This is a genomic window from Ruminococcus sp. 5_1_39BFAA, from assembly GCF_964240875.1.
In the GTDB taxonomy this organism is placed as follows: domain Bacteria; phylum Bacillota; class Clostridia; order Lachnospirales; family Lachnospiraceae; genus Blautia_A.
Genome location: NZ_CAXSVO010000010.1, coordinates 22,890 through 47,217, shown reverse-complemented (window position 1 = coordinate 47,217; position 24,328 = coordinate 22,890). Strand labels below are relative to the sequence as shown.

At 47.0% G+C, this 24,328-nt stretch carries 20 protein-coding genes; 2 read left to right on the top strand and 18 right to left on the bottom strand.

Annotation, left to right across the window (positions count from 1 at the left end):
* Window positions 1-81: 81 nt before the first annotated feature.
* The 12 genes from ACESZH_RS12130 to ACESZH_RS12075 all read right to left on the bottom strand — a co-directional run bounded on the left by ACESZH_RS12130 (window position 82) and on the right by ACESZH_RS12075 (window position 15,001).
* A complete protein-coding gene (locus ACESZH_RS12130; protein WP_373216426.1) occupies window positions 82-3,207 on the bottom strand; it encodes a cellobiose phosphorylase in 3,126 nt (1,041 codons plus the stop codon).
* 28 nt (window positions 3,208-3,235) lie between these two features.
* The gene (locus ACESZH_RS12125; RefSeq protein ID WP_373216425.1) at window positions 3,236-5,935 is read right to left on the bottom strand and encodes a GH36-type glycosyl hydrolase domain-containing protein; all 2,700 of its coding nucleotides are present in this window, start codon (window positions 5,933-5,935) and stop codon (window positions 3,236-3,238) included.
* A 167-nt stretch (window positions 5,936-6,102) separates the two neighbouring features.
* Window positions 6,103-7,356 carry a cytosine permease gene (gene codB, locus ACESZH_RS12120; protein ID WP_373216423.1) on the bottom strand — a complete coding sequence of 418 codons (1,254 nt, stop codon included), beginning with the start codon at window positions 7,354-7,356 and terminating at the stop codon, window positions 6,103-6,105.
* Between the two features lie 86 nt (window positions 7,357-7,442).
* Window positions 7,443-8,534 carry a hypothetical protein gene (locus tag ACESZH_RS12115; RefSeq protein ID WP_373216421.1) on the bottom strand — a complete coding sequence of 364 codons (1,092 nt, stop codon included), beginning with the start codon at window positions 8,532-8,534 and terminating at the stop codon, window positions 7,443-7,445.
* A 124-nt stretch (window positions 8,535-8,658) separates the two neighbouring features.
* Window positions 8,659-10,083 carry an MATE family efflux transporter gene (locus ACESZH_RS12110; protein WP_373216419.1) on the bottom strand — a complete coding sequence of 475 codons (1,425 nt, stop codon included), beginning with the start codon at window positions 10,081-10,083 and terminating at the stop codon, window positions 8,659-8,661.
* Between the two features lie 190 nt (window positions 10,084-10,273).
* On the bottom strand, window positions 10,274-10,696 hold the full coding sequence (locus tag ACESZH_RS12105; protein WP_373216418.1) for a flavodoxin: 423 nt from the start codon (window positions 10,694-10,696) through the stop codon (window positions 10,274-10,276).
* Window positions 10,697-10,729: 33 nt separating this feature from the next.
* Window positions 10,730-11,281, bottom strand: a complete 552-nt coding sequence (locus ACESZH_RS12100) for a DUF3793 family protein (RefSeq protein WP_373216417.1) — start codon at window positions 11,279-11,281, stop codon at window positions 10,730-10,732.
* A gap of 11 nt (window positions 11,282-11,292) precedes the next feature.
* Window positions 11,293-11,547: a DUF2325 domain-containing protein gene (locus ACESZH_RS12095; RefSeq protein WP_373216416.1), complete on the bottom strand. Its 255-nt coding sequence runs from the start codon at window positions 11,545-11,547 to the stop codon at window positions 11,293-11,295.
* 155 nt (window positions 11,548-11,702) lie between these two features.
* Window positions 11,703-12,155, bottom strand: coding sequence for a Fur family transcriptional regulator (locus tag ACESZH_RS12090; protein ID WP_373216415.1), 453 nt, complete (start codon window positions 12,153-12,155; stop codon window positions 11,703-11,705).
* A gap of 85 nt (window positions 12,156-12,240) precedes the next feature.
* Entirely contained in the window at window positions 12,241-14,436 is a 2,196-nt protein-coding gene (feoB, locus tag ACESZH_RS12085; RefSeq protein WP_373216414.1) for a ferrous iron transport protein B, read from the bottom strand.
* A 111-nt stretch (window positions 14,437-14,547) separates the two neighbouring features.
* Entirely contained in the window at window positions 14,548-14,769 is a 222-nt protein-coding gene (locus ACESZH_RS12080) for a ferrous iron transport protein A (RefSeq protein WP_373216413.1), read from the bottom strand.
* A gap of 19 nt (window positions 14,770-14,788) precedes the next feature.
* On the bottom strand, window positions 14,789-15,001 hold the full coding sequence (locus ACESZH_RS12075; RefSeq protein WP_373216412.1) for a ferrous iron transport protein A: 213 nt from the start codon (window positions 14,999-15,001) through the stop codon (window positions 14,789-14,791).
* Between the two features lie 273 nt (window positions 15,002-15,274).
* Here ACESZH_RS12075 and ACESZH_RS12070 point away from each other — a divergent pair, with 273 nt between their 5' ends.
* Both ACESZH_RS12070 and ACESZH_RS12065 read left to right on the top strand, forming a co-directional pair.
* On the top strand, window positions 15,275-16,609 hold the full coding sequence (locus ACESZH_RS12070) for a DUF2812 domain-containing protein (protein ID WP_373216410.1): 1,335 nt from the start codon (window positions 15,275-15,277) through the stop codon (window positions 16,607-16,609).
* Window positions 16,610-16,637: 28 nt separating this feature from the next.
* Window positions 16,638-16,982: a PadR family transcriptional regulator gene (locus tag ACESZH_RS12065; RefSeq protein WP_373216408.1), complete on the top strand. Its 345-nt coding sequence runs from the start codon at window positions 16,638-16,640 to the stop codon at window positions 16,980-16,982.
* On the opposite strand, the gene ACESZH_RS12060 is transcribed toward ACESZH_RS12065, so the two are convergent.
* The 6 genes from ACESZH_RS12060 to ACESZH_RS12035 form a co-directional block, all read right to left on the bottom strand.
* Window positions 16,912-19,596: an FtsX-like permease family protein gene (locus tag ACESZH_RS12060; protein ID WP_373216406.1), complete on the bottom strand. Its 2,685-nt coding sequence runs from the start codon at window positions 19,594-19,596 to the stop codon at window positions 16,912-16,914. The two genes, ACESZH_RS12065 and ACESZH_RS12060, sit on opposite strands and share 71 nt — an antisense overlap.
* Window positions 19,586-20,275 (bottom strand): ABC transporter ATP-binding protein, encoded by a 690-nt coding sequence (locus tag ACESZH_RS12055; RefSeq protein ID WP_373216404.1) that lies wholly within the window; start codon window positions 20,273-20,275, stop codon window positions 19,586-19,588. The genes ACESZH_RS12060 and ACESZH_RS12055 overlap by 11 nt, the downstream gene beginning before the upstream one ends.
* 153 nt (window positions 20,276-20,428) lie before the next feature.
* A complete protein-coding gene (locus ACESZH_RS12050) occupies window positions 20,429-21,346 on the bottom strand; it encodes a sensor histidine kinase (RefSeq protein ID WP_373216402.1) in 918 nt (305 codons plus the stop codon).
* Window positions 21,343-22,065: a response regulator transcription factor gene (locus ACESZH_RS12045; RefSeq protein ID WP_373216400.1), complete on the bottom strand. Its 723-nt coding sequence runs from the start codon at window positions 22,063-22,065 to the stop codon at window positions 21,343-21,345. Before ACESZH_RS12045 ends, ACESZH_RS12050 begins: the two co-directional genes overlap by 4 nt.
* Before the next feature lie 78 nt (window positions 22,066-22,143).
* A complete protein-coding gene (locus tag ACESZH_RS12040; protein WP_373216398.1) occupies window positions 22,144-23,316 on the bottom strand; it encodes an NADP-dependent malic enzyme in 1,173 nt (390 codons plus the stop codon).
* An 81-nt stretch (window positions 23,317-23,397) separates the two neighbouring features.
* Entirely contained in the window at window positions 23,398-24,270 is an 873-nt protein-coding gene (locus ACESZH_RS12035) for a phosphoribosylaminoimidazolesuccinocarboxamide synthase (protein ID WP_373216397.1), read from the bottom strand.
* Window positions 24,271-24,328: the final 58 nt, after the last annotated feature.

Genomic DNA, 24,328 nt, shown 5'->3' with positions numbered 1-24,328 from the left:
TAACCTTTCCTCTAAGGTTTTCTTCACTCTGTGCACTCATTATAAAAAATCAGCCTGAGTAAAAAAATGGTGCAAATTTTTTTAAGGTATCATTTTTTTAGTTTCGAAAGATACTTTAATCTTTGCTGCCTTGCCTTCACGGATCCTCTCAGCGATCTCTCCTCTTGGAAGTGTTGTCACCATGGAAGTGCCGTCTTCCCAGAGGATCTCGTAACTGCTGATCCGGTAATTTCCCGGAATGAGCGCTTCTTTATCCGACAGACAATATTCTACAGGGATGGTTCCAAGGAAATTCGCACAGATGATCTTCTCCTCCCCCACTAAATAAGCCGGGATCACAGGTGCCAAATCCAGCTTCAGTTCCCCGTTTTCTGCGGTAAACGGACTTCGTCCAAACATCATAAGCTGCCACATCTGGAGAAATTCTGCGGTGGAGCCGCTTAAACGGGCCACAAATCCTTTGCCGTGAATCTTCTCATTGGGGTTGGCACTGCTGGCGATAAAAGAGGAATTCTCCAGCGGGCTTCTTCCGTACGTCTCTTCATCCAGGAAGGGGACCGCCGCCTTATGGAAATCTTCTTCAAACGCATCGTACATGCCGGATTTCAGAAGCTCCAGCAGATATTTATATTCCATATGAAGCCAGACCGATTCATTTTCCAGCCATCCCGGCGTAAAGGCACAGGCACGGCCCAGCTCAAAGGACGCTTCGGAAAGGGACGCGTTCACCTTATACATCCCAAGCTTTTTGTCATACAAACGGCTTTCCTTTACCTGATGATAAATCTTTTCTTTCTCCTCCTTTTTAATGGAAAGCTTTAAAGAGTGTACAGCTCCCTCCAAAAAATCAGGTGTGCTCCGTACCTCAAAATCCGTGGGAAGGATACCATCGGAAAGCTTTTCCCAGGATTTCGCATTGTAATAATAATAGGTGGCAGGTACCGCATTCCCCATCCGGCGGGATTTTTCGATGCCGCATTTCAGGATGTAGTGATAAGCATTCAGGATCTTCACCATTTCCGGCAGGGAAAGTGCCGTTTTCGTGCCCTGTACCCTATAAGCAGCTTCTTCCCAGAAGGCTTCCTTGGCATCGTTGACCGCATTCCAGAAATGGATAGCCTGTCCATTGCCCTCCAGCTCTGTGCAGTATTTTTCACCAGCTTTTGTAACCGAGGAAGAGAGTTTCATGATTTCTGTTAAAATTGTTATAGTTTTCTTTTCATTTTTATACTTTTCAAGATGCTCCAGCAAATATTCCAGCATTCGTTCCAGCTCATACGACTCTGCCATAGAGGAACCTATAAGCCCCGGAAGTCCGTTCAGGGCATCATACCAGCCGGGTTTCCCTCCCTCCATCTCAATCCCCATGCCGTAAGGGTCCAGAGCCGCCGTTTTTACTGTGGCAAGGGAAAACATTTTTTCCAGAAGGGTGGCATATACCACGTTCCCCTCCTCATCCTTCAGATAACGGTTCTCCGGCAGAGATGTGTCCACGATTTTTTCCAGGAAATGGTATTGGCGAAGTCCGTTTTCCGTTTCCTCGTAGCGTTTTCTTCTTGGAAGGATCCGCGCTTCTCCCTGACGGTAGGTGTAGGTATTGTCCTCAAAAAGGAGTTCTTTTTCTCTTTCCGGGTACACAGCGAGATAGGATTCCACCAGATCCAGATTATATGTCCAGTGGTCGCACCAATAGCCTTCAATAAATTTTGTGGTATCAGCGCTTTCACTGGCGTTTAAAAGAGTTTCGAATGCTGCATCGACCTCTTCTCCGGTCTTTCCCTGCATGATCTGTTCTAATCCCTGGTAAAGCTGTCCGGGAGTATATTCCCCCGATGCCAGTTTTTGTGCCGGTTCGCCGGAAAACTGTTTCATATATTCTTTTCCCTCCGGCAGCATGGTATAGGTTACCTTTTCAATGCCCAGGGGATTATAGCCATCGACCTGCAGGGCATTGTAAAACAACTTGATATTCCTGTCTCCTACAAATGGGGAGTACTGGGTTTCGCAGCGTCGGTTCTGGTTTACGTCACGGAAGTTTCCGTTTCCCTGTGAATAATATTCCGGAAGCATGGAAAAGAAATTGTAATCCCGCTCCATGTCCCCATGCTTTCTGGAATACAGATAGACCACCTTATCTCCAATCTGTTCCGGGTAACCGCCCCGGAGAAGATTGTCCAGAAATGTCTGACGGCAGTAGGCATCAAACATACGATCTCCGGTTTTTGTGCCGATCCGCCCGGTCAGGGCTTCGGTCAGCTCTACCGCCCTTTTGCGCTTTTCCATAAACCATCCCGGCGCTTCTGTACGTTTCACAAGCTTATCAAGAATTTCCTGACTCTCCGCCATCCCATACAGTTCCTCAATGGTCATGGTTTCTCCCGGTGATAAGCTCCGTTTTTTCAGAAAGAAACAGCAGGATACGTCATTGCAGGTATTCTGATGGCAGTCCAAAAGCGCCTCCTGGCCTGCCGTTGCAAAGCCGTGTGCCGAAATCAGTGCACTGTCCTGTCCAAACATTACCTCACGGTCCACAATAACAGGAAGCAGTTCTCCATCTTCATCCCTGGCAAGCCCGTAATGAACACCGCTTACTGCCGTAACCTGGGCGCTGTCTTCCATGCTGGCACGGACCTTGTAGGCAGGAACGCAGCTTTCGGCATTTAACACCTGCATCCATGCCTTGGCTGTCTGCCCCATCTCCTTCATGGAGGAGCTATCCACACCATATGGAAGCAGCTCAGCCATTCCGTCTGCCAATTCCAGGGAGATGGTTTTACTGCCTGTATTTTCTATTGTCACCTTGCGCATCAGCCCCGCTAATGGCTCTTCCGTAAGACACTCGTATTCCACCTCAATACCAATGCCCATGTCCTGCAGGGATTCCTGGATTTTCATGCTGTTCATGCCAATTACCATGTTTTTAGGAACCTGGTATTCGGCAAAAGCCTCTCCATATACGCCGTCCACCTTCAAAAAGGTCCGAAATCCCAGCAGCGGAGTTCTCTCAGCAGCCTGATGAGCCGGATAAAATTCCATGATCGAGTGATCCTTATCCTGCACACCAAAGCTTGCGATTCCCTGACCCCGGTTCAAATAATAACACCAGAGCGGAATCCCATGCTCTCCGCTGATACCCGGCAAAAAGCTGTAAAACAATGATTTCTTCTGATAATCTTCCATTACATAATTATTTTCTCTGTCTAACATATCCGCCTCCTAAACATCCTGCTTTCTGTCAATCCAGAACAACTTTTATCTTAATCTCTGTTTTCTCCGGCATCTTCCGGATAACAGCACGTGCAATGGTGTTCTTTTCTTCCGGATTCTGGTACAGCTTTCCATTTATATAAATTTCTGTGATATCGTAATCCCCGATTTCTTTTTTATTTGTGTTGCAATATATAATTTCTACGGTACGTCCGGCAAAACTGCAGGTAATGGCTGCCTCGCCCTGTCCATTAAACTGTTCCTTCAAAAGCTGGGGACGGAGGTGCAGATTTCCTTCCCTGCCCTTCACCCCGTACATCTGGGTCAGTACGGTCAGCACCAGCCAGCTTGCAGCACCAGTAAGGTAAGAATACATTCCCCTTCCCTTTTCGTTAAAGTATTCCGGCACTCCCGGATAAATCCTGCTCACCTCAAAGTCCATACACTGCTCAAATAAACTGTTCAGTACCTTATAACCCTCCTGCGCAAAACCTCTTTCATACAGCGCATAGGCATACATCACTGCCATATGACAGAATACGGCACCATTTTCCTTATGTCCGTAAGCAAACCCAAACATCCGTCCCAGATCCAGCTTCACCTCGCGGAAATTGGTGTTCAGCCGGTAGCCGCCCATTCTTTTTTCATAGAGATACAGATCCGCGCAGCGGCTGATCTTCTCAATCTGCTCATCCGTTGCAGTACCAGAGAGAATGGTAAATACCTGACTGGTAAGCATCATGCGCACCTGCCCGTTTATCAGCCCTTCCACTTTCCTGCCGTTGTTGTCATAATACCCGTTAAACCAGCCGTTTCCTGTCTCATCCTCCACAAACTCGGTTCTGCGGATATGCTTCTGGATCCACTGGGACATACCACTCACGATGTCTGAAAGCTCTCCCACCGAAATTTCCAGCTTTTCCCCGCTAAGTGCATGGCCACAGCTACTGCAATAGAGAGATAGGGTTTCCTGTTTCTTTTTGGCGCTTTCATAAATGGACTCGTCCGCATAGAGCAAGGTTTCCAGCTCTTTTGCAACCTTCACATGGGTGATGCCCTGTTTTTCCATGGTATCCAGTAAGCCGGACAGACCTTTCATGCTTCCGCTGTAGGCTGCTGTAAATGCCACGCTCTCGCCCCGGTCTTTTGCCATGTCCAGCGCATCGTTCCAGTCAGCTCCTCTTAAGCGCATGTGATTGTGCTCTCCCACATCGTAGAACTGGGTGATCTGCTGGATCAGAAGATGCTCCAATACGGTTCCATAGTACTCCTCTCCCTTTTCGGTCTTTAATACCGTTCCATCCTTCTGGCTGTACAGGCTGTCATTTTTCTCACCCCGGTGGGTGATCTGGTCCTTAAAATACGTATTCTCTTCCAAAAGGAACTGGAAATCCCCTGTCTGCTTCAGATATAATTCCACTGTAAAAAAGGGCCAGTAACCATGATCCATCCATACGCGGACAATGTTGTTGCGGTCTGCTTTAAATTCTCCTGCCTTACTGCCAATAATGGTAGCATTTGTCCCATCCGCCCGGACTCCTGCAAAGAAATTCACCAGATCCTCCCTCACATCATCCGGATTCATGAGAATAAGCGCCAGACAGTCCTGCCACAGATCCCGCCATCCTCTGCCTCCTCGTCCGTAATCATGATGAGGTAAAAAAGAACAGCCATAGATCCTGCGAAGGAAGGGCTGCAGTCCCACCCATTCCATCCATCCGTTAAACCGCTCATCTCCTGTGGAAACGGATACCGTTTTTTGCCGCTGCCAGTAACGGCACATCTCCTCAAAAGCGGCATCAGCCTTGCCCGCTTCCAGATATTCCTTGCCCTCGCCATCATAGCTTAACAGGATCATATAGCGGTACGCTTCTCCCGGCGCCAGGGTAAGGTCAGGAAAACGCAGGGCACCCATAGCTTCATACCCCTCCCGGCATTCTCCCGGAAATACCATATTTTCTGTCTGCTGCCTCTCATTCCTTCTATCGCATATTACCGCTTCCGGCCACAGGAGACTTCCCGCCTCCCCTGTGAATTCTTCCAGCAACGGGAAAGCTCCCAGGATTCCTGTTTCATCCTCACCCCGGGCATAAATTCCGTATGAGCGGTAATTGTAATGATGCCCCCGCTCGTCAAATGCCATGCTGGGAGTCACCACAACACCGTCCTTTGTCACCTCCATCCGGTTCAAAAGGGAGGTCACGTGGCGATGGTCGCGAATATGGTCAGCCCCTCTCGCAAAAATTGGGATTGCCACAGTAGGCGTAATTTCAAGAGTCGCTTCTCCGCAGTTTTTCAATGTGACAGACATGATTTCCACTTTGTCCTCTGTCACAGGGCAAAAGTTTTTCACCGTGGCCGAAAGGCCGTTTTCTTTCCATGTTCTCCTTGTCTCCTGCCAGAGCTGCCCTCCTGTCAGTTCACTGTCTTCCTTTTGTCCGGTCAATCTCTGCATTGCCTGCATGGCCGAATTTCCCGTTGCGGACCATGCACCATATCCTTTTACCTTACACCAGAAATTTCTGCTTCCCGTACTCTCGTGGAGATTCTCCGAACTTACCGGCTCCAACAGGAATTCATCCTGACTCAGCTTACTGTCTCCATGCCCGTCCGGTGTAATGGAATTCATCACTCCCGCCCTGTTTGCCAGCGGAAGATACAGATAGCGGTTTTCTTCCGCATTTTTCAGATGAAATGTTCCTCCCTTATCTACAAATTGATAACCCATCAAGCAAACCCTCCTCATTATCCTTTTACATTTTTCTCCCATTATAAAAAATCCCCTGGTGAAATTATAAGTATTTGAATTTCACCAAGGTGTTAATATTTCGCAGTTACACAAAAACACCCGGACCTGACCGGCCCGGGTTGATACTTCCTGTTCTTTATTTATTTTTATTTGTTTTTGTTTACCATCTGTCCGATGATGTAGCACACAGCCGCTACCACCATTCCGTTGATGGATGCGATACCCCAATTCACTACGTTTGCCACCACAGCTCCCAAAATCACACCGACTACTGCAAACCAGTCGACAATCTTTGTGTTCTTTACCTCATCTCTGTACTCATCCTTGTGCATGAAATAGCCAAGTACAAGGATGATACCTACTGGCGGAAGTGTGCAGTTCAGGATATTCAGCCAGGAACAGAAATTCCAGTACAGCCATACAGATGCCACTGTTCCGATTATACCGGAAACCAGCACCATAGGCTTTTTCTTCTGATGGAAAATATTTGCCAGTCCAAGACCTGCGGAATACAGCGCATTGTCATTGGTCGTCCAGATATTCAGTCCCAAAACAAGCACAGCAAAATAGAACAGGTTCAAACGGATCATTACATCAAAAATATCATTTCCGCCCACAAAAATATAGGAAACAGCACCGAAACAGAACATCAGGGAATTTCCGATAAAGAAAGCAACTACTGTTGTAATTGCACCGGATTTTCCTGATTTCGCAAACCGCGAAAAGTTCGGTGTTGCAGTTCCTCCGGATACAAAGGAGCCCATAACAAGTCCTGCACCGCCGATCACACTGAGCGTACCGCTGTTTACTGCAAACTGGTCAACGATCGTGCCCTCTCCCTGGCTGATCGCCATCACCATGGCAACCGTGCCAAGGATCGCTACCAGCGGAACTGCAATATAGCTTACAACTGTCAGAGACTTAATTCCAAAGTAAGCAGAAGCCGTCATACACACTCCGGCTATCACGACCAGAATATACTCTGCCGCCTTGCTCCCTCCAAATAGCTGGTTTGCAATGGGAATGGCAAACATGGCGATTCCAACACCAAACCATCCGATCTGTGTAAAGCTGATCATAGCAGATGAAAGGTAAGAGCCTTTTATTCCAAAAGAACGCTGCGCCAGCAGATCCATGCTCATTCCTGTTTCTGCACCTACGTATCCCAAAAGTCCTGTATAGACTCCCAGGATAATACCGCCTGCCAGAAGCGCTCCCACGAATCCATAGAAATCCAGTCCGTCCGCCAGCTCCTGGCCTACCCACATACTTGCGGAAAAGAAGGTAAATCCCAGCATGATCATAAACATTGTCAACTGGCTCCGCCTGCTCTCCTTCGGCACCGCACACTCTGCATAATCGATGTCCGCCGATGCCGCCTTACTCCTCGTGTCACTCATTTTTTCTCTCTCCTCGTATGTAAAAAATTTATTTTAACTCAGCAAACAGGCCGGCTTCCCTGCCGCCCTGTTCCTAAATGCTGTTCTCAGATAATATATTTCCGCAACGCCTGTCTGAATTCCCGGATCCTCTGCTCACAGATTTCCTTAAGGGTTACTCCCTTCAGGCTCTCAATATATCCAAGCTCCTGCTTATACAACCATTTTGTCTGTACCTCAGGCAGCCTTTCGTAATGGTTGCAGCGCAGCCAGTCTTCATAACTGATGGGGGTAGGATATCCCAGCTTTTCGTCAAGAAGCTCCTTCATGTCGATCTTGTCCTCACGCTCCAGGATGCCCTCCCAGAAATCCAGTACTTCCTTCACATGCTCATGAATCTCATAGCGGCGCGCCCCTCCGTCATAAATGATACATTTTTCAAAAAGCGGATCGCGCATGGACAGGGTCTCTCTCCTGAACTCCGGTGCAATAATGCCGTCCTTCCAGTAGAAATCCACATCCGGCAGATTGATGCCGGAAACACCTTTATCCTGATAGGTACTGAAGATTCCCTCATAATAAACGGCAATAAAGCCTTCAAAATCCGGCCAGAATTCCCGGATCTCCTTAGTCAGCCTCTCCAGGATCTCAATTCCGGTAGTGCCTCCTATTGTAAAAATGATGATATTGCGAAGCTTGGCGCCGTTTTCGCGGTAAAAATCCGTCACATAGCGCAGACAATGGATCAACGTCTCGCCCGATGCGATAATATCACCGATCAGCAGTGTGCTGTCAGGAACCATGGTCAGCTTACTGTACTTAATCTCCAGCCCCGCGATCTCGTCATGGTCAAAGACACGCTCACTGGAAAGAAAGCTGATATCATGAACACGGATATGCTCCCTGTAGCAGCTCTCCTCAAGAGGATAATTCAGTGCTCCCCGCAGGATTGAAAGAATGTTTGCGGTGGTAACCTTCTTCTGCTCCTTAAAATAATACATCATCTGGGCGGTGGATGGGATCAGACAGTGGTATACTTCATATCCCACAATTTCCGGCGTATTCAGAAGCTTTCTCGTCTCTGCTTCCGAAACCACATAATATTCATTTTCAAAATTCCCGCCCTCCAGGCGATAACAGTCTACTCCCTGGTCAGAAAATTCCGGTGTGATCGTTACTCCATTCAGTAATTCAAACATACGCTTTTCTCCTTTTCGTACATAGGAAAGGCCAGCATCTTTTCTGCCGAAAAGAGCTGGCCGGCACCTCTTGTTTTTATCATATAATGAAGGTGAAAGCTTGTCAATAATCAAATCGTTTTTTTTAATCTGTCTGCAATTTGGAAGGCGCTTTGGCTGGCTCCTTCAGCGTTTTATAGGTATATGCAATGACAATTGCTGACAAAATAAAGGTCAGCACATCGGAAACCGGCATGGAGTACAGGACTCCGTCCAGTCCGAAAAATGTGGGCAGGATCAGCGCAAAACCAACACCGAATACAACCTCCCTTACCAGAGAAAGCATGGTAGAGGCAAACGCTTTTCCTAGGGACTGCAGATAAATAAAAGTACCTTTATTAACCGTTGCAAAGATCATCATACAGAGATATACCCGGAAGCTTTTTACTGCAAAATCCGTATAATAGCTGCTCTCGTTTGCTGCTCCGAAGATACCGATAAGCTGATGCGGGAAAACCTGTACGATAAAAAGTGCAACAGCGCCCACTGCTGCCTCCGCGATCAGAAGCTTGGTGAACAAGTTCAATGCTCTGTCTTTTCGTCCCGCACCGATGTTATATCCTACGATCGGGATACAGCCTGCTGCCAGTCCTACGGAAACAGAGATCACGATCTGGAAGAACTTCATAACGATCCCCAGTACCGCCATCGGGATCTGTGCATACTGTGCCTGACCGAAAATCGGGTCAAGACCGCCATATTTTAATGTCATATTCTGGATCGCTGCCATTGCTGCTACCAGAGAGATCTGTGAAAGGAAGCTGCAGATACCAAGAGGCAGGAATTTCTGCATCAGGCTTCCTGACATAACAAAGCTCTTCTTTTCCAGCTTCACAGCCTTCATATGGCAAAGATACCAGATTGATAATCCTGCAGTGAGCACCTGACCCAATACTGTTGCTACAGCCGCTCCCATCATACCCCAATGGAATACAAAGATGAAAACAGGGTCAAGAATTATATTTACAATCGCACCGCTGACGGTAGCTGCCATAGCAAATTTAGGGCTTCCGTCAGAACGGATGATCGGGTTCATTGCCTGACCAAACATGTAGAAGGGGATTCCTATGGTAATATAGGTAAAGTATTCCTTTGCACAGGCATAGGTCTCCTCATTTACCATACCGCCGAACATGATCAGGATCTGCTTCTGGAAAATAAAATAAACTGCTGTCAGCACAAGACTGACGATCACACATAAAGTTACTGCTGTTCCGATGCTTTTGTGTGCTCTGTCCTTCTGATTGGCTCCAAGACAAATACTTACAAAGGCACAGCAGCCATCGCCGATCATAACCGCGAGGGACAGTGCCACAACGGTAAGTGGGTAAACCACCGTATTTGCTGCATTTCCGTAGGATCCCAGATACGACGCATTCGCAATAAAGATCTGATCCACGATATTGTATAAAGCTGCTACTAATAAAGAAATAATGCAGGGTACCGCATATTTTCTCATCAAAGTGCCGACCTTCTCCGACACCAGAAATGTGTTTGTTTTTTCTTCCATTTTGTTACTCCTTTCGCTAAGCTTCCCTTTGACACAAAAAAATAAGCGCATCGCTTATGAGGCCGGACTTACGCTTCATAGAGCAACACGCTTAAATTCTTGATTCAACTATGATAATATTATATCGTAGTTTTTCTGGTTCTTCAAAGGCAATTTTTTACAAAAATAATTTCAACTTGTTTTGTCTGTTTTAGCAAAGTGCCTTTCCAAGTGCAATGCACGCTTCCTGAGCCTCATCGTCAGGTTCCTCGTTGCAGATCACGCTCTCCGCCGCAAGAGCGATCCCAGCATTTTTGCATTTTTCTTCCCAATTGCGCATCCACTCGCCATCACCCCAGCCATAGGAACCGAACAATGCCACTTTCTTTGCTTTCAACTTTTCCTCGCAGGCATCAAATGCCGGTTCAAACACATCCTCCTCCAGTACCTCGTCTCCCATAGCCGGGCATCCGAAGGCCAGTGCGTCAAATTCATCTACCTTATCGGCAGAAAAATCCTCTATGCCGAAAACAGAAGCCTCAGCTCCTGCCTCCTTTGCACCGTCTGCTACTTTATTTGCCATTGCTTCCGTATTTCCTGTTCCACTCCAATAAACAACTGCAATTTTACTCATTTTTCCAACCTCTTTCTTTGATTATTTCTTATGTCACGCAGCCACGGTGAGCTGCAAAACACTTCTGCCCTTCTTCCACAGATTCAGGTAAATCTCCCGGCACTTTCTGTATTTCCGGAACTGCTCCAGAGCATCACACTCATTACAGTAAACCTTCCAGCAGCCTGCACACTTATAATTTTTGCCCTCATTTTCTATGAAGCCGATCACATCTCCTAGTGGGTAATCCAGAAAAATCCCGATCTCATGGGGAAATTCTTCACTTACCGCAAAACGGCTGCAAAGATACGCCAGACAATTGTCTGCGTCGGTATCCGCATACCCGAATTTTCTCAGGAAATCTGCCACTCCGGGCTTATTCAGATTCCGCTGCAGCTGCTTTTCCCGGTAAACATAAATCAGCGCACGCCTTCCTCGCTTTCGCAGAGCCAGAAGCTTTACCCCCTTGGGATTCATCGCACTGTTCCAGACAGCCAGTTGTCTGTCCATATCTTCACCTACCTCAAAGCTGGCGTTAAACAGATTCGCTGACTTTACCGATGCCAGAGTAGGCGAACAATGCTCAATCAAATATTTTTCAATCATTGAAAGCCTCCTTAAGCCATTACGCAATGCTCATCCAGGGCGCTTTTTAATGCGCTGGCGCTGCTGGTATGAATACGTGCAACCGGGATATTGTTTTTCTTTGCCTCCTGTGAGGCGCTGATCACCATTTTGTGAGATACCGTGTTGGTAAACAGCACCATCAGATCTGGACATCCGATTTTTTTCCTGATGGAGCCGCTTTCCTTTGGAAATATCTTTGCTTTATATCCGTAATCCTTGCAGATATCCGAATACTGGCACACCATTCTCTCGTTTCACCCTATGATTACAATGCTCATGACTTATGTCTCCTTTCTGTATGAAATATCATCTTTCTGTTAGTTTTCGCCTTCTCTCGTTAGTTTAATCTAATCCGTGATTAAAAAAAATATTGTCGGAAGTTAATGAAAGGGCTTTTACATTAACTCCCTTTTACATCAATACTTTTAATCTCCTGCTCCTGAATATAGCCGAGCTCTTTCATTCCTGCCTTTACAACCTCCTTCCAGGTGTCCCTGGGAAGCCTGTAGGTAGTATTATCGCTTAGCCTGACAATGCACACACTTTCCTCGCACTTAAAATCGCAGCCTGAGATTTTATACATGTTCTTTCTATTGATAGCCCCTATCTTTTCCAGCATATTTACCATGCGGTAAATGGTGGCAGGGCCTATCTTTTTGTCCTTTTCCTGGACTCTGTAGTAAATCTCCTTACAGCAGGCACATTCCTCTTCCAGAATAATATCAAGAATCATCCGACGCTGTCTGGTAATCCTGCAGCCCTGCTCCCGCAGCTTCTCAATCACCATATCCTTCTGCATCTGCGTTCTCTCATAACCCTGGGATTCCTCAATCAGCTCTTCGTCCTGTACCATGCTTTTCCTCCTAGTAGAAGCTCAGCCCGCACCTTTTGCGATGCAGGCTGAGATGATTCTTTTTCATTCCAAACCGGATTCCGAATTATCGTGTTCCTGCCATTCCTTTTATGTTGACATTCAGAGTTTTGCTTTCTTTATACGGTCTGAACAGCAGATAAATAAATCCGACTACACAGATTACTGCAACAACTGTACCAATTCCAAATCCGCCGCCAGTGAACAGGTTTCCTAACTGGTATACGCAGAGAGATACAACGTAAGCAAGGAGTGTCTGGTATCCGATCGCAAACCAGAACCATTTTGTGTTATTCATCTCTCTCTTAATTGCCCCCATTGCTGCGAAGCATGGTGCGCACAGAAGGTTAAATACCAGGAAGGAGTATGCTGCAACTGCTGTCATGCTGCCAGCCAGTGCGCCCCAGATCTCTGCACCGTCCTCTGCAACCTCTGCAAATCCAAACAGTACACCGAAGGTACCTACAACGTTCTCTTTTGCGATCAGTCCGGAAACTGCTGCAACTGCCATCTTCCAGTCGCCCCATCCAAGAGGTTTGAAGAGCGGAGCTACAACACCGCCAATGGAAGCAAGGATACTTGCATCAAGCTGCTCTGCCTCAAGCATACCGAAGGAACCGTCTACCCATCCGAAGCTCATTAAGAACCACAGAACAATGGTGGAAAGAAGGATGATGGTTCCGGCCTTTTTAATGAAGGACCAGCCTCTCTCCCACATGCTTCTTAATACATTGCTTACAGTCGGCATATGATATGCCGGAAGCTCCATAACGAAAGGAGCAGGATCTCCAGCAAACATCTTTGTTTTCTTTAAGATGATACCAGAGCAGATGATTGCTGCAATACCAACAAAATATGCACTTGGTGCAACCCAGGAAGCACCGTCAAATAATGCGCCTGCGATCAAAGCGATGATCGGAAGCTTTGCGCCACAAGGAATAAAGGTTGTGGTCATAATAGTCATTTTACGGTCTCTGTCATTCTCGATGGTTCGGGAAGCCATAACACCAGGAACACCGCATCCTGTACCGATCAGCATCGGAATAAAGGATTTTCCGGAAAGGCCAAATTTACGGAAGATACGGTCCATGATAAATGCAACACGTGCCATATATCCGCATGCTTCCAGGAATGCCAGGAAGATAAACAGTACCAGCATCTGAGGTACGAAACCAAGAACCGCACCAACACCGGCTACGATACCGTCGAGGATCAGTCCCTGGAGCCAGTCTGCACAGTTCAGCGCGCTTAATAAGCTTTCTACCAGTTCAGGGATTCCAGGAATATGCAGACTCTCAATACCTAACAGGTTCCAGCCTTCACCGAACACGCCGTCATTTGCCCAGGTCGTTGCCCAGTCACCAACTGTGGTAACAGATACATAATAAACAATGTACATAACAACCGCAAAGATCGGCAACGCCAGCCAGCGGTTCGTCACAATACGGTCAATCTTATCAGAGGTGGTAAGCTTTTTCTCTTTGGAAGCCTTTGTGTAGCATTCTCCGATAATGGAAGAAATATATACATAACGCTCATTTGTGATGATACTCTCTGTATCATCGTCAAACTTGTCTTCCAGAAGCTTGATCTCCCTGGAAACATCCGGGACGTTTTTCATCTGTGACCCGATCTTGTCATCCTTTTCCAGAAGCTTGATCGCAAAGAAGCGTTTCTGTCCTTCCGGAACGCTGCTGCCCAGCTTATCCTCTACTGTCTCGATTACATGCTCCACATCTTTTGCGAACTCATGAACCGGAGTTACGTTCTGTTTTTTCTGTGCTGCCGCAACAGCTCTCTCTGCTGCCTGCTGGATTCCGGTTCCTTTCAGAGCGGAAATCTCCACAACTTCACAGCCCAGTCTCTTGCTGAGCTTATCAATATGTATTTTATTGCCGGACTTATTAACAAGGTCCATCATATTAACAGCCATCACTACCGGAATTCCCAATTCCATGATCTGGGTGGACAGATACAGGTTTCGTTCGATGTTCGTTCCGTCAACAATGTTGATGATCGCATCCGGTCTTTCATTGATCAGATAATTTCTGGCTACCACTTCCTCAAGTGTATATGGGGAAAGGGAGTAAATACCAGGAAGGTCCATGATGGTGACATCTTTATGACCTTTTAATTTACCTTCTTTTTTCTCAACAGTTACACCTGGCCAGTTTCCTACAAACTGATTGGAGCCGGTCAGCGCATTGAATAATGTAGTTTTGCCGCAGTTTGGGTTACCTGCGAGCGCAATCTTAATCGACATTTTCATGCCCCCTCTTTCTCTGAATAATTAAGTCATTTCTATTTTTAGCAACTATCTTTGGTCAGCGTTTGCGGTCATTAATTAGCTAAATCTAACCTTCAAATAAAAAAATTACTCTACCTCAATCATTTCTGCATCTGCTTTTCTCAAAGACAGCTCATAATCCCTCACGGTTACCTCAACCGGATCTCCCAATGGTGCTACTTTTCTCACATAAATGGTTACCCCTTTGGTGATACCCATATCCATAATGCGCCTCTTTACAGGTCCTTCCCCGTTCAGCCTTTTTACCGTGACAGTCTGACCAACGGCAACTTGTCGTAATGTTTTCATAATAGTCTCCTTCTTTCCATTAAACCATAATTTTGTTTGCCATGTCTTTGCCGATAGCCACTCGGGAGTCCTTCACATTTACGATCAGGTTTCCGCCGATTTCACTTACTACAGTGACTACTCCACCTGTTACAAAGCCAAGATTTTCGAGGAATTTCCGGGTTTCTTCTTTTCCACCTATTTTTTTGATTACGTTTGTTTCCCCTTCATTTACCATAGATAACGGCATCATTTTATCCTCTTTTCTTTAAAACTGTAGGTATATCTTATTTTATTCAGGATTACCTACTTATTATTACGGTTTTCTTACATCAGTTAGTATATTCTAATATCCATTAGCAGTCAACTACTTTATTAGATATTTTTTCTCAATAAGGAAATATCAGGCAGCTTAACCATGAATTATAGCAGCCACGATAATATGATATTGACAATATCGATACTCGATAATATAATAAAACCAAGAACAATATCGATACTCGATAATTGGAAAGGGGGCATCTCTATGAAGGGTAAGGAAAAAGGTACCAAAAAAGTTTTGTACCGCCGCTTCCGGTACAGAAATTGTGATGATCTTGCAGAGCTGCTGCAGGATATGGCTATGAAAGGATGGCATTTTACCCAATGGAAACTGGGGTTAGAGTTTGAAAAGGGGCTGCCTCAAAAGGTATGCTATCGCGTGGAGGTGTTTCCGGATGCCAGTAATTACGACTATTTACCGGAGCGGGAGGCTCTGGAATACAGTGAATACTGCCGTGCGGCAGGCTGGGCGCTGGTGGATGCCAAAAGAAAATTCTGTATCTTCCGCCAGGAGAGGCCCAACGCGCCAGAGATCGTCACGGAGGAGGAACGGCTTTCTAATATCAAAAAGGCGGAATATTGGCTTTACCGTATAGATATCGTGATATGCTTTCTGATCCTGTGGCTGAACATTTCGTTGATCGTCAAAAGGAGTGACAATCTCTATGAACTGCTTTTTGAGGGTTCCCTGTCTCTTCTTATTCTCCTTTGGATCTACCCTTTTGCCCGAATGGCAGGGTTTCTTGTCCTCATTTTGCGCTTTTGGAGGCAAAAACAGCTTATCCGGCAGGGCATCCGTCCATTTTATGGTGCGAAAAATCCTTTTCTAAAACGACTCCATGGGATAGGCTTTCTGTCCGATGTTATTTTTACTGCTTTCATTCTCTTTATCCTGCTCTTTTTCCGTGATTTCAACGATGCCGCCTATCTGACCATTTACGTAATCACCATCTGTCTCTGCCGCTTATTCTGGACATGGAAACGTCCTTCCAGGGACGATCGCACCCTGTATATTGTTATGGCATTTATTCCGGCGTTTTTTATCCTGATCTTTGCCCAGGAATCCCTGTACAAGGATCCCGACTCCCAGCCAGCGGCAGAAAACCAGGCACGGGCAGAAAGCTTTCCTCTTCTCAAAGAGGATTATGCTTCCACGAAGTCTCCCATTGTTCGTTCCAGATATGAAGAAAATCACGGTATTCTGGGGATGCAGCGATACTATGTCCTGAATTACGGTACAGTTTCTCAATCACAGGATACCGGAAAGGATGAAAAACACATTACGGATATTGTCTGTTACCGTATTTACGAAACCCAGCGGCCATGGCTCCTGACTAAAATGTGGGAAGCCCAAACCCAGAATCTCAAAAAACCTACGGACTGCACCAAAGAATGGAACAGCGAAAAAGCCCTCCATAGTTACTCTACTTTACACTATTATTACATCGTCTACCCCGGCAAAATGATCGTCCTGGATTCCCTCCAGCCCCTCACCCCGGAGCAGATGAAGGCTGCCGCCGTGAAGCTGTCCGCAGCATAGTCAAATCCCCGCCAGAAAGGAGGCACCCATGGCAAGAGAACAATTTCAGACCTTAACAGAGCCAATGTACTATATTCTCCTGGCACTTCTGGAGGAGTGCTGCGGCGTTGACATCATGGATAAGGTAGAAAATCTTTCCCACGGAAGGGTGACGGTAGGCCCCGGCACCCTCTACGCCATGCTGCCAAAATTCGAGCAGGCAGGTCTCATCCGTCTCACAGCAGCAGAAGGCCGCCGTAAGTCCTATATCATCACTTACGACGGCTATTTAATGCTCCAAAAAGAATATGAACGTCTTCAGACTATGCTTCGTGACGGAGCCGCTCCACTACGCTCATTTTCTGGGTCTGGCTGTACGCTGCCAGAGAAATAAATACGGAGATCACTGCAAAAACAGGGATCATAATGATAAAAGGCACTGCCGTATATTGATAGTCAAAGCACTTCACCACTCCATTCAGTGCCCCTATGGCAACATACGCCAACAGGCTTCCCGCCACGATGCTGATACAGCCAGATATCAGCAGATAATAGCCGCTCTCCCACAGGATCATCGTCCTGATCTGCCCCTTTGTCATTCCGATACTCTGCATCACTGCAAGCTCCTGTTTTCTGGTAAGGATACTGGTAAACATGGAATTGGCAAAATTCAGGATTCCGATCACTGCGATCACACCGCACAGCGCATATCCCACTGTAGAGATTCCGCCGATCATACCGGAAAATTCATCCGCCAGTATCCCTTTGGAAAGATATCCCATAGAGACATTTACATTTTCCGTGTAATATTTCAGGAACTCCTCAAATGCTGCCTTGCATTCCTCCTTCACCGTATAGGATTTCGCGATCATCTTGGAATGAGGCACACCCTTAATATCCGCAAGAGGCACAACGGTCACAAGCTCATTCACTCCGTGAAAATGTGTGCTCATACTATCCGGGATATGACTTACCACAGCCATGACCTCATATTCCTTTTCTTCCATATTGCTGAAATGATCCGCTACATATTCCCCATTCTCATCCAAATCCAGTATCTGCTCCGTGTCCTCTGTAGGAAATCTTAATGTGATCTTATCTCCCGGCTCATAAAGACAGTCGCCTCTTTCCCCATTATCCGTAAATCTGCATTCCTCCAACAACACATATTTCCCGGTGGCAAATTTCTCCATATCAATGGTTCCCTTTACCGGAGTAAGGTTTTTCAGGAGCTTTTCCGTATAGCCGTATCTTGCTTCGCTGATCGTCTCTTCCCCTCCGATGACCTCTCTGATGATCTTATCAACGCTCTCCTGTCCTCCTCCAAAATACAGAGGATCGGTTTCCAGCTTTCCTTCCTGGAAAAACTGTGCAAAACGCTCTCTGCCTTCCTTCGACAAGCTATGGTCCACAAAATCCTGAGTCCAGACCTCCTCTGTCTCTTCCACACCATCCATGGCGTCAGCGCCCTCTATCATTTCTTCATCTATGGAAAAATCGTAGCTCACGGGAGACGCTCTGGTAAAATTCACATTTCCCACCATATAATCTCCTGCAATTCTGTCTTCCATATATTCGTCCATACGGAAGCTTCCCACAACAGACACTACCAGCTCCAAAAGAATCACACTTAAGGATATGGATAAAATGACAACGGCTGTCTTCTTTCTGTTTCTCCCCAGATTCGCCAGGGCCATCCGACGGATTTTTGCTCCCTTATCTGATTTTTTCTCTTTTTTTCTTTTTCCTGTGCTTCCCTCCGTATAGCGCACCGCCTCTATGGGCGATACTGAACCTGCTATTTTAGCCGGCTTCCGGCAACTGATCAGCACGGTAAAGAAAGAAAATGCACCTCCGAATACAAATATCCATGGACTGAACCGAAATCCCCCGGTCATCTCATAGTTGCTCATCCGTATCAGGTAGGGCATCAGAAACTGCCCTGCAAAATATCCCAGAAGCAGACCCACTGGGATTCCCACAGCGGAAAGCTTCCAAGCCTGACGGTAGATCAGCCTGCGGAGCTGTTTCTTTGTTGTTCCGATGGTTTTTAACAGACCATAAAAGCTGATTTCCTTTAAAATCGAAATCTGAAAAATATTATAAATGATCAGATAACCCGTCACAACGATGATAAATAAAAGTGATCCCAAAAGCAGCAGGGTAGACGGGTCAATACTTTCCATTCTGTTTGACATGTACGCCCAGTTTACACCATATTGCACTGCCACATCTCCCTGTGCAATGGAGGTATCTCCCTCAGGGCTGTATCCTGCCTCCGTGATACACTGGCGCACATTCTCTTCGATATTCCTGTCATTTTCAAAAAACAGATTGCCGTTTACCAGTCCGGCTCCTACAGCATCGGGATGACCGTCATACCATTCTGCAAAATCCTCATCTGTCCTGTCTCCCCGCAGCTTCTCCCAATAAGCCTTTGAGACATACAGTTCGCTTGCGTGGGAAATCTCGCTGCCCTCATACCAGCCGCAGAGTGTAAATTCCTTTTTAATCTCCTGCCCCTGAAAGGAAAATTCCAGCGGCACCTTTTCTCCCACCTTTGCCGGGACTTTTAATTCTTTTAAAGTAATGGTATCTGCAATGAGATCATCCTCTTTTTCCGGAAGACCGCCTTCTTTCAGAGAAATAAAAGCGTTTTCCAGCTCCGTTTCGTCTTCCGCATAACGGATCTCACCCTGACGCTTTTTCAGGTTATCCGCCATTCCCAACAGGATATTATAGGACGATGATACCACCAGCGGATTGTCGGTGATCTTTTCATACTGCTCCATGGTAACGTGCTTTAGGCCCGCATGAAACCTGCCTCCCACTTCCCTCATGGTCTGCTCCTGAAACACCTGAACCATGCCGATCCCCATGGAAAAAATCGTTGTGAACAACAGGCTGGTCAGACAGATCGCCAGCATGGCAAACCGATTCCGCATCCTGTTATTCTTCATACTCCTGTCTGAGATTCTCCGGATGACCTTCTGATTATTATTCCGCATAATGCCACCCCCTGCTGCCCACGATCCTTCCGTCCTCAATGCGGATGATCCTGTCGCAAAGCTGGGCCAGCTCCTCAGAATGGGTGATCATCACAATGGTCTGCCCGAATCTGGAATTGGAAAGCTTCAAAAGCCCCATAACCTCCTGGGAGGTTTTGGAATCCAGGTTTCCCGTAGGCTCATCCGCCAAAAGGATGTCCGGTTTCGCAGCAAGCGCACGGGCTATCGCCACCCTCTGCTGCTGTCCGCCGGAAAGCTGACTGGGAAGGCTGTAGCGCTTTCCTGCAATTCCCAGTGTCTTCAGAATCTCCTCCACATAATCTTTATCCGGCTCTCTGCCGTCCAGTTCTACAGGCATCACGACATTTTCATAGACATTTAAAACAGGCACCAGATTATAGCTCTGAAAAACAAATCCAATGTTTCTTCTTCGGAAAACAGTCAGGTCTGTCTCATTCAGCTTGAAAATGTCCTTTCCGCGGACCTTCACACACCCTTCTGTGGGATAGTCCAGCCCGCCCAGCATATGGAGGAGTGTGGACTTTCCGCTTCCCGATGTTCCCACTACGGCTACAAACTCTCCCTCCTCCACAGACAGCTCCACTCCGTCCAGAGCCTTTACCAGACTCTCATCTTTTCCATAATATTTCTTCAGATTTTCCGTCTTTAATATTTCCATATGCTCGTTCCTCCTTGATCCTGCCCTAAGGGGATGTTCCGTCCCCCTGGCTATGATAACAGCATATCAGGAATATCTGACATGGCCCTGACATATCCGAAAAAATTTCCTGACAATTTTGTCAGATTTGCCATGAGTGTCGTGGAGAACGCATCAGGAATTCAGAAGGAAAACAGAGAAACAGCTTCCCCCGTTTTCCCCCGGGCCGACTGTTACGTATCCTTTTTCGCAGCGTAGAATAAGCTGTGCCAGGTACAATCCCAGACCGTTTCCCTCCTCCTGTTCCATCTGTTTGCCCCTGTAAAATCGCTTAAATATGTCGTTGTATTCGGACTTTGGTATTCCTGGACCCTGGTCTGTGATCCTTACCTTTGTATAGATTTCCAACGGCTCCACCTCAATAAAAATCCTGCTTCCGGCAGGGGAGTATTTCACAGCATTCTCCAGGATATTGCCAATTGCTTCCGCCGTCCATTTCGGGTTGTGGCATGGCATATATTCCTCAAAATCTCCGGTTTCCACTGCAATGCTTTTTTCCCTTGCCTGGGCATAAACAGCGCCGATACTCTTTGCCAGCGTTTCCTTTAAGGGTGCCGGGCTGCTTTCAAAAACAAAAACTCCCTGTTCCAGCCTTGAAGCCTTCACCAGGGTTTTCATAAGCCACTGCATCTTCTTTGCCTGCTCCTCGTTCCGCTCCAGAAACATTTTCTGCTCATCAACGGTAAGATTTCCGTCCTTGAGAAGCTCTGTGTTCAGCAGGATATTTGCCAGGGGCGTCTTTAACTGATGGGAAATGTCGGAGAGGAGCACCGCAATCTCATTTTTTTCTTCCCCCGCCTTTTCCTTCTGGCGATCCGCCCGCGCCAGCACACGGCAGAGCTGGTGGATGATCTTGGATTCCATGGTATCCTTCCATTCCTCCTCCCTGACTCTGCCCTCCTTTTCATATTGATCCAGGATTCCCGCTATATTCTTTAAATTGCGCCTGTAATACAGGAACATCCCTGCACAGAGTAAAAGGCAGATGACCGTGATCCCGATCAGTCCCCACTGCCAAATCCCTTCCCTCATCCCTTATCCTCCCATAAATATCCGATTCCATGTATGGTTTTGAGATAAATGGGTCTTGAGGGGTTTGTCTCAATTTTTTTGCGCAGTCTGCCGATGTTTACCTGCAGCGTATTGGCGCTGACAAATTTCCCCTCGCTGTCCCACACAGCATCCAGAATCTGATTTTGTGTCAGCACCTGGTTTTTATTTTCCAGGAAAAATTTCAGGATCTTGTATTCCGTCACGCTGCACTCCAGCTCCTCCTCATTTTTCCATATTTTCACAAGGGATGGGTTCAGACGGATTTCCCCGGAGCAGAGAACATCCCCGGCATAGCCGCTTCCCCCTGAAGCTGCAGGCAGAGCTCCCGCGCCCGGCTGCTTTCGCTTCATCAGCTTTTTCATCCGCAGCTTCAGTACCGCCACGGAAAAAGGCTTTGTCATATAATCGTCCGCCCCGCTGGAAAGCCCAAGTATCTCATCTGTCTCCATATCCCTGGCAGTCAGCATGAGAATGGGGATATCGGATATCTCTCGGATCTTCGCACAAAACCCGATCCCATCCATATCCGGCAGGTTCAGATCCAGCAGGATCCCATCCGGCTTTACCTGCTGGAAGATCTCATACCCCCTTTCCCCGGAACCGGCTTCCAGAATCTCGTATCCATCCTGCCGGAACGCAAAAGCGATCCCCGTCCGCAGGCCTCTGTCATCTTCTATGAGCAATATTGTTTTCTCCATATTCTCTCTTCCATCTGCTATATATGAAAATGCAGGACAGCTCAGACAGCCGTCCTGCAGACATTTATACTTTATGCACTAGATTCTGGCTACGCCGCTCTTAACAGCAGCATCAGCGGTGGCTTTTGCCACGGCGTCTCTTACTCTCGGATCAAAAGCTGCCGGGAGGATGTAATCTGCGCACAGCTCCTCGTCGCTTACCAGCCCTGCGATGGCATGAGCGGCGGCAATCTTCATCTCGTCATTGATATCAGAAGCCCGCACATCCAGTGCGCCACGGAAGATTCCCGGGAAACACAGCACGTTGTTTACCTGATTCGGGTAGTCGGAACGGCCTGTGGAAACTACGGCTGCACCTGCTGCCTTTGCCTCATCCGGGAAGATTTCCGGTGTGGGGTTGGCACATGCAAAGATGATCGGGTCCTTTGCCATGGTACGCACCATATCCGCGGTAAGGGTTCCGGGAGCCGAAACGCCGATAAATACATCTGCACCCTGAATCACTTCTTTCAGGGTACCCTTTTCATGAGCAGCATTCGTGATCTTTGCCATCTCCTCTTTAATGGGATTCAGTCCTTCACGCCCCTCGTAAATGGCGCCCTTGCGGTCTGTCATGATCACATTTTTCAGACCCATGGAAATGAGAAGCCGGATGATGGCGATTCCTGCTGCCCCTGCGCCGGAGGTGACGATCTTGATATCCTCGATCTTTTTTCCCACTACCTTCAGTGCATTGATCAGTCCTGCCAGAGTGATCACGGCTGTTCCGTGCTGGTCATCGTGGAAAATAGGGATATCGCAGCATTCCTTCAGTTTTTTCTCAATTTCAAAGCATCTCGGTGCGGAAATATCCTCCAGATTTACCCCGCCGAAGCTGCCAGCCAGCAAACGAACTGTCTGGACGATCTCATCCACATCTTTGCTGCGGACGCATAACGGAATGGCATCCACACCGCCGAATTCCTTGAACAGGACACATTTTCCTTCCATTACAGGCATACCCGCCTCCGGGCCGATATCCCCAAGACCCAGCACAGCCGTTCCGTCCGTCACTACGGCAACCGTATTCCAGCGTCTTGTAAGCTCATAGCTTTTATTAACGTCCTTCTGGATTTCCAGACATGGCTGTGCAACACCCGGTGTGTATGCAAGGCTTAAGGCTTCTTTTGAATCTACCGCAGCTCTGGAAACCACTTCCAGCTTTCCCTTTAATTCATAGTGCATTTTTAAAGATTCTTTTGCGTAATCCATCGTAATCGCTCCTTTCCTATCTGATGCTTTTATCCGAAAAAGGAGAAACCGTATTCCGATTTCTCCTTATCAGCGTTTTTATTATGCCAGTTTCTCTCCTGTCAGCATTTCATAGCCCTGAAGATATTTTTCAATCGTTTTTTCTACAATATCCTCTGGCAGCGTCCAGTTGTTATCCGGGTTGGCTTTCAGCCAGTCGCGGGCAAACTGTTTGTCAAAGGACGGCTGTCCATGTCCTGCCTCGTATCCGTCTGCCGGCCAGAAACGGGAGCTGTCCGGTGTCAGCATCTCATCGCCAAGGGTGATGTTTCCGTTTTCATCCAGACCGAACTCAAATTTGGTGTCTGCAATGATAATGCCTTTGCTCAGTGCATACTCTGCGCATTTTTTGTACAACGCAATAGTATAGTCGCGAAGCTTCTCAGCGTATTCCTGTCCCTTGCCAGGATAGTATTTCTCCAAATGTGCAACACTCTGCTCAAAGGAAATGTTTTCGTCATGATCACCGATCTCAGCCTTTGTAGATGGTGTGTAAATCGGCTCAGGCAGCTTGTCGGATTCCTTTAAGCCCTCCGGAAGCTGGATGCCGCAAACCTTTCCTGTCTTTTCATAGCTTGCCCAGCCGCTTCCTGTAATATATCCCCGCACAATACACTCTACCGGAAGCATTTCCAGTTTTCTGCACATCATGCTGTTTCCGTCAAATTTTTCCTGCTGGAAAAACTCCGGCATATCCTTTACATCTGTGGAAATCATATGGTTCGGCAGAATATCCTGTGTCATGTCAAACCAGAATTTGGACATCTGAGTCAGTACAGTACCTTTTTTGGTTACCTCGTTCTTCAGAATCACGTCGAAACAACTGATGCGGTCTGTTGCAACCATGATCAGGCTGTCTCCATTGTCATAAATCTCGCGTACCTTACCTTCTTTAATTGGCTTCAATTCCTGCATGTTCATACCTCGCCCACTTCTGTATTTGTAATCCTTGTTTCAGTAAATTGTATCGGTA

Coding starts and splice junctions, on each gene's coding strand:
- ACESZH_RS12130 (WP_373216426.1), bottom strand. CDS start 3,207: ATGTTAGACAGAGAAAATAATTATGTAATGGAAGATTATCAGAAGAAA.
- ACESZH_RS12125 (WP_373216425.1), bottom strand. CDS start 5,935: ATGGGTTATCAATTTGTAGATAAGGGAGGAACATTTCATCTGAAAAAT.
- codB (WP_373216423.1), bottom strand. CDS start 7,356: ATGAGTGACACGAGGAGTAAGGCGGCATCGGCGGACATCGATTATGCA.
- ACESZH_RS12115 (WP_373216421.1), bottom strand. CDS start 8,534: ATGTTTGAATTACTGAATGGAGTAACGATCACACCGGAATTTTCTGAC.
- ACESZH_RS12110 (WP_373216419.1), bottom strand. CDS start 10,083: ATGGAAGAAAAAACAAACACATTTCTGGTGTCGGAGAAGGTCGGCACT.
- ACESZH_RS12105 (WP_373216418.1), bottom strand. CDS start 10,696: ATGAGTAAAATTGCAGTTGTTTATTGGAGTGGAACAGGAAATACGGAA.
- ACESZH_RS12100 (WP_373216417.1), bottom strand. CDS start 11,281: ATGATTGAAAAATATTTGATTGAGCATTGTTCGCCTACTCTGGCATCG.
- ACESZH_RS12095 (WP_373216416.1), bottom strand. CDS start 11,547: ATGGTGTGCCAGTATTCGGATATCTGCAAGGATTACGGATATAAAGCA.
- ACESZH_RS12090 (WP_373216415.1), bottom strand. CDS start 12,155: ATGGTACAGGACGAAGAGCTGATTGAGGAATCCCAGGGTTATGAGAGA.
- feoB (WP_373216414.1), bottom strand. CDS start 14,436: ATGTCGATTAAGATTGCGCTCGCAGGTAACCCAAACTGCGGCAAAACT.
- ACESZH_RS12080 (WP_373216413.1), bottom strand. CDS start 14,769: ATGAAAACATTACGACAAGTTGCCGTTGGTCAGACTGTCACGGTAAAA.
- ACESZH_RS12075 (WP_373216412.1), bottom strand. CDS start 15,001: ATGATGCCGTTATCTATGGTAAATGAAGGGGAAACAAACGTAATCAAA.
- ACESZH_RS12070 (WP_373216410.1), top strand. CDS start 15,275: ATGAAGGGTAAGGAAAAAGGTACCAAAAAAGTTTTGTACCGCCGCTTC.
- ACESZH_RS12065 (WP_373216408.1), top strand. CDS start 16,638: ATGGCAAGAGAACAATTTCAGACCTTAACAGAGCCAATGTACTATATT.
- ACESZH_RS12060 (WP_373216406.1), bottom strand. CDS start 19,596: ATGCGGAATAATAATCAGAAGGTCATCCGGAGAATCTCAGACAGGAGT.
- ACESZH_RS12055 (WP_373216404.1), bottom strand. CDS start 20,275: ATGGAAATATTAAAGACGGAAAATCTGAAGAAATATTATGGAAAAGAT.
- ACESZH_RS12050 (WP_373216402.1), bottom strand. CDS start 21,346: ATGAGGGAAGGGATTTGGCAGTGGGGACTGATCGGGATCACGGTCATC.
- ACESZH_RS12045 (WP_373216400.1), bottom strand. CDS start 22,065: ATGGAGAAAACAATATTGCTCATAGAAGATGACAGAGGCCTGCGGACG.
- ACESZH_RS12040 (WP_373216398.1), bottom strand. CDS start 23,316: ATGGATTACGCAAAAGAATCTTTAAAAATGCACTATGAATTAAAGGGA.
- ACESZH_RS12035 (WP_373216397.1), bottom strand. CDS start 24,270: ATGCAGGAATTGAAGCCAATTAAAGAAGGTAAGGTACGCGAGATTTAT.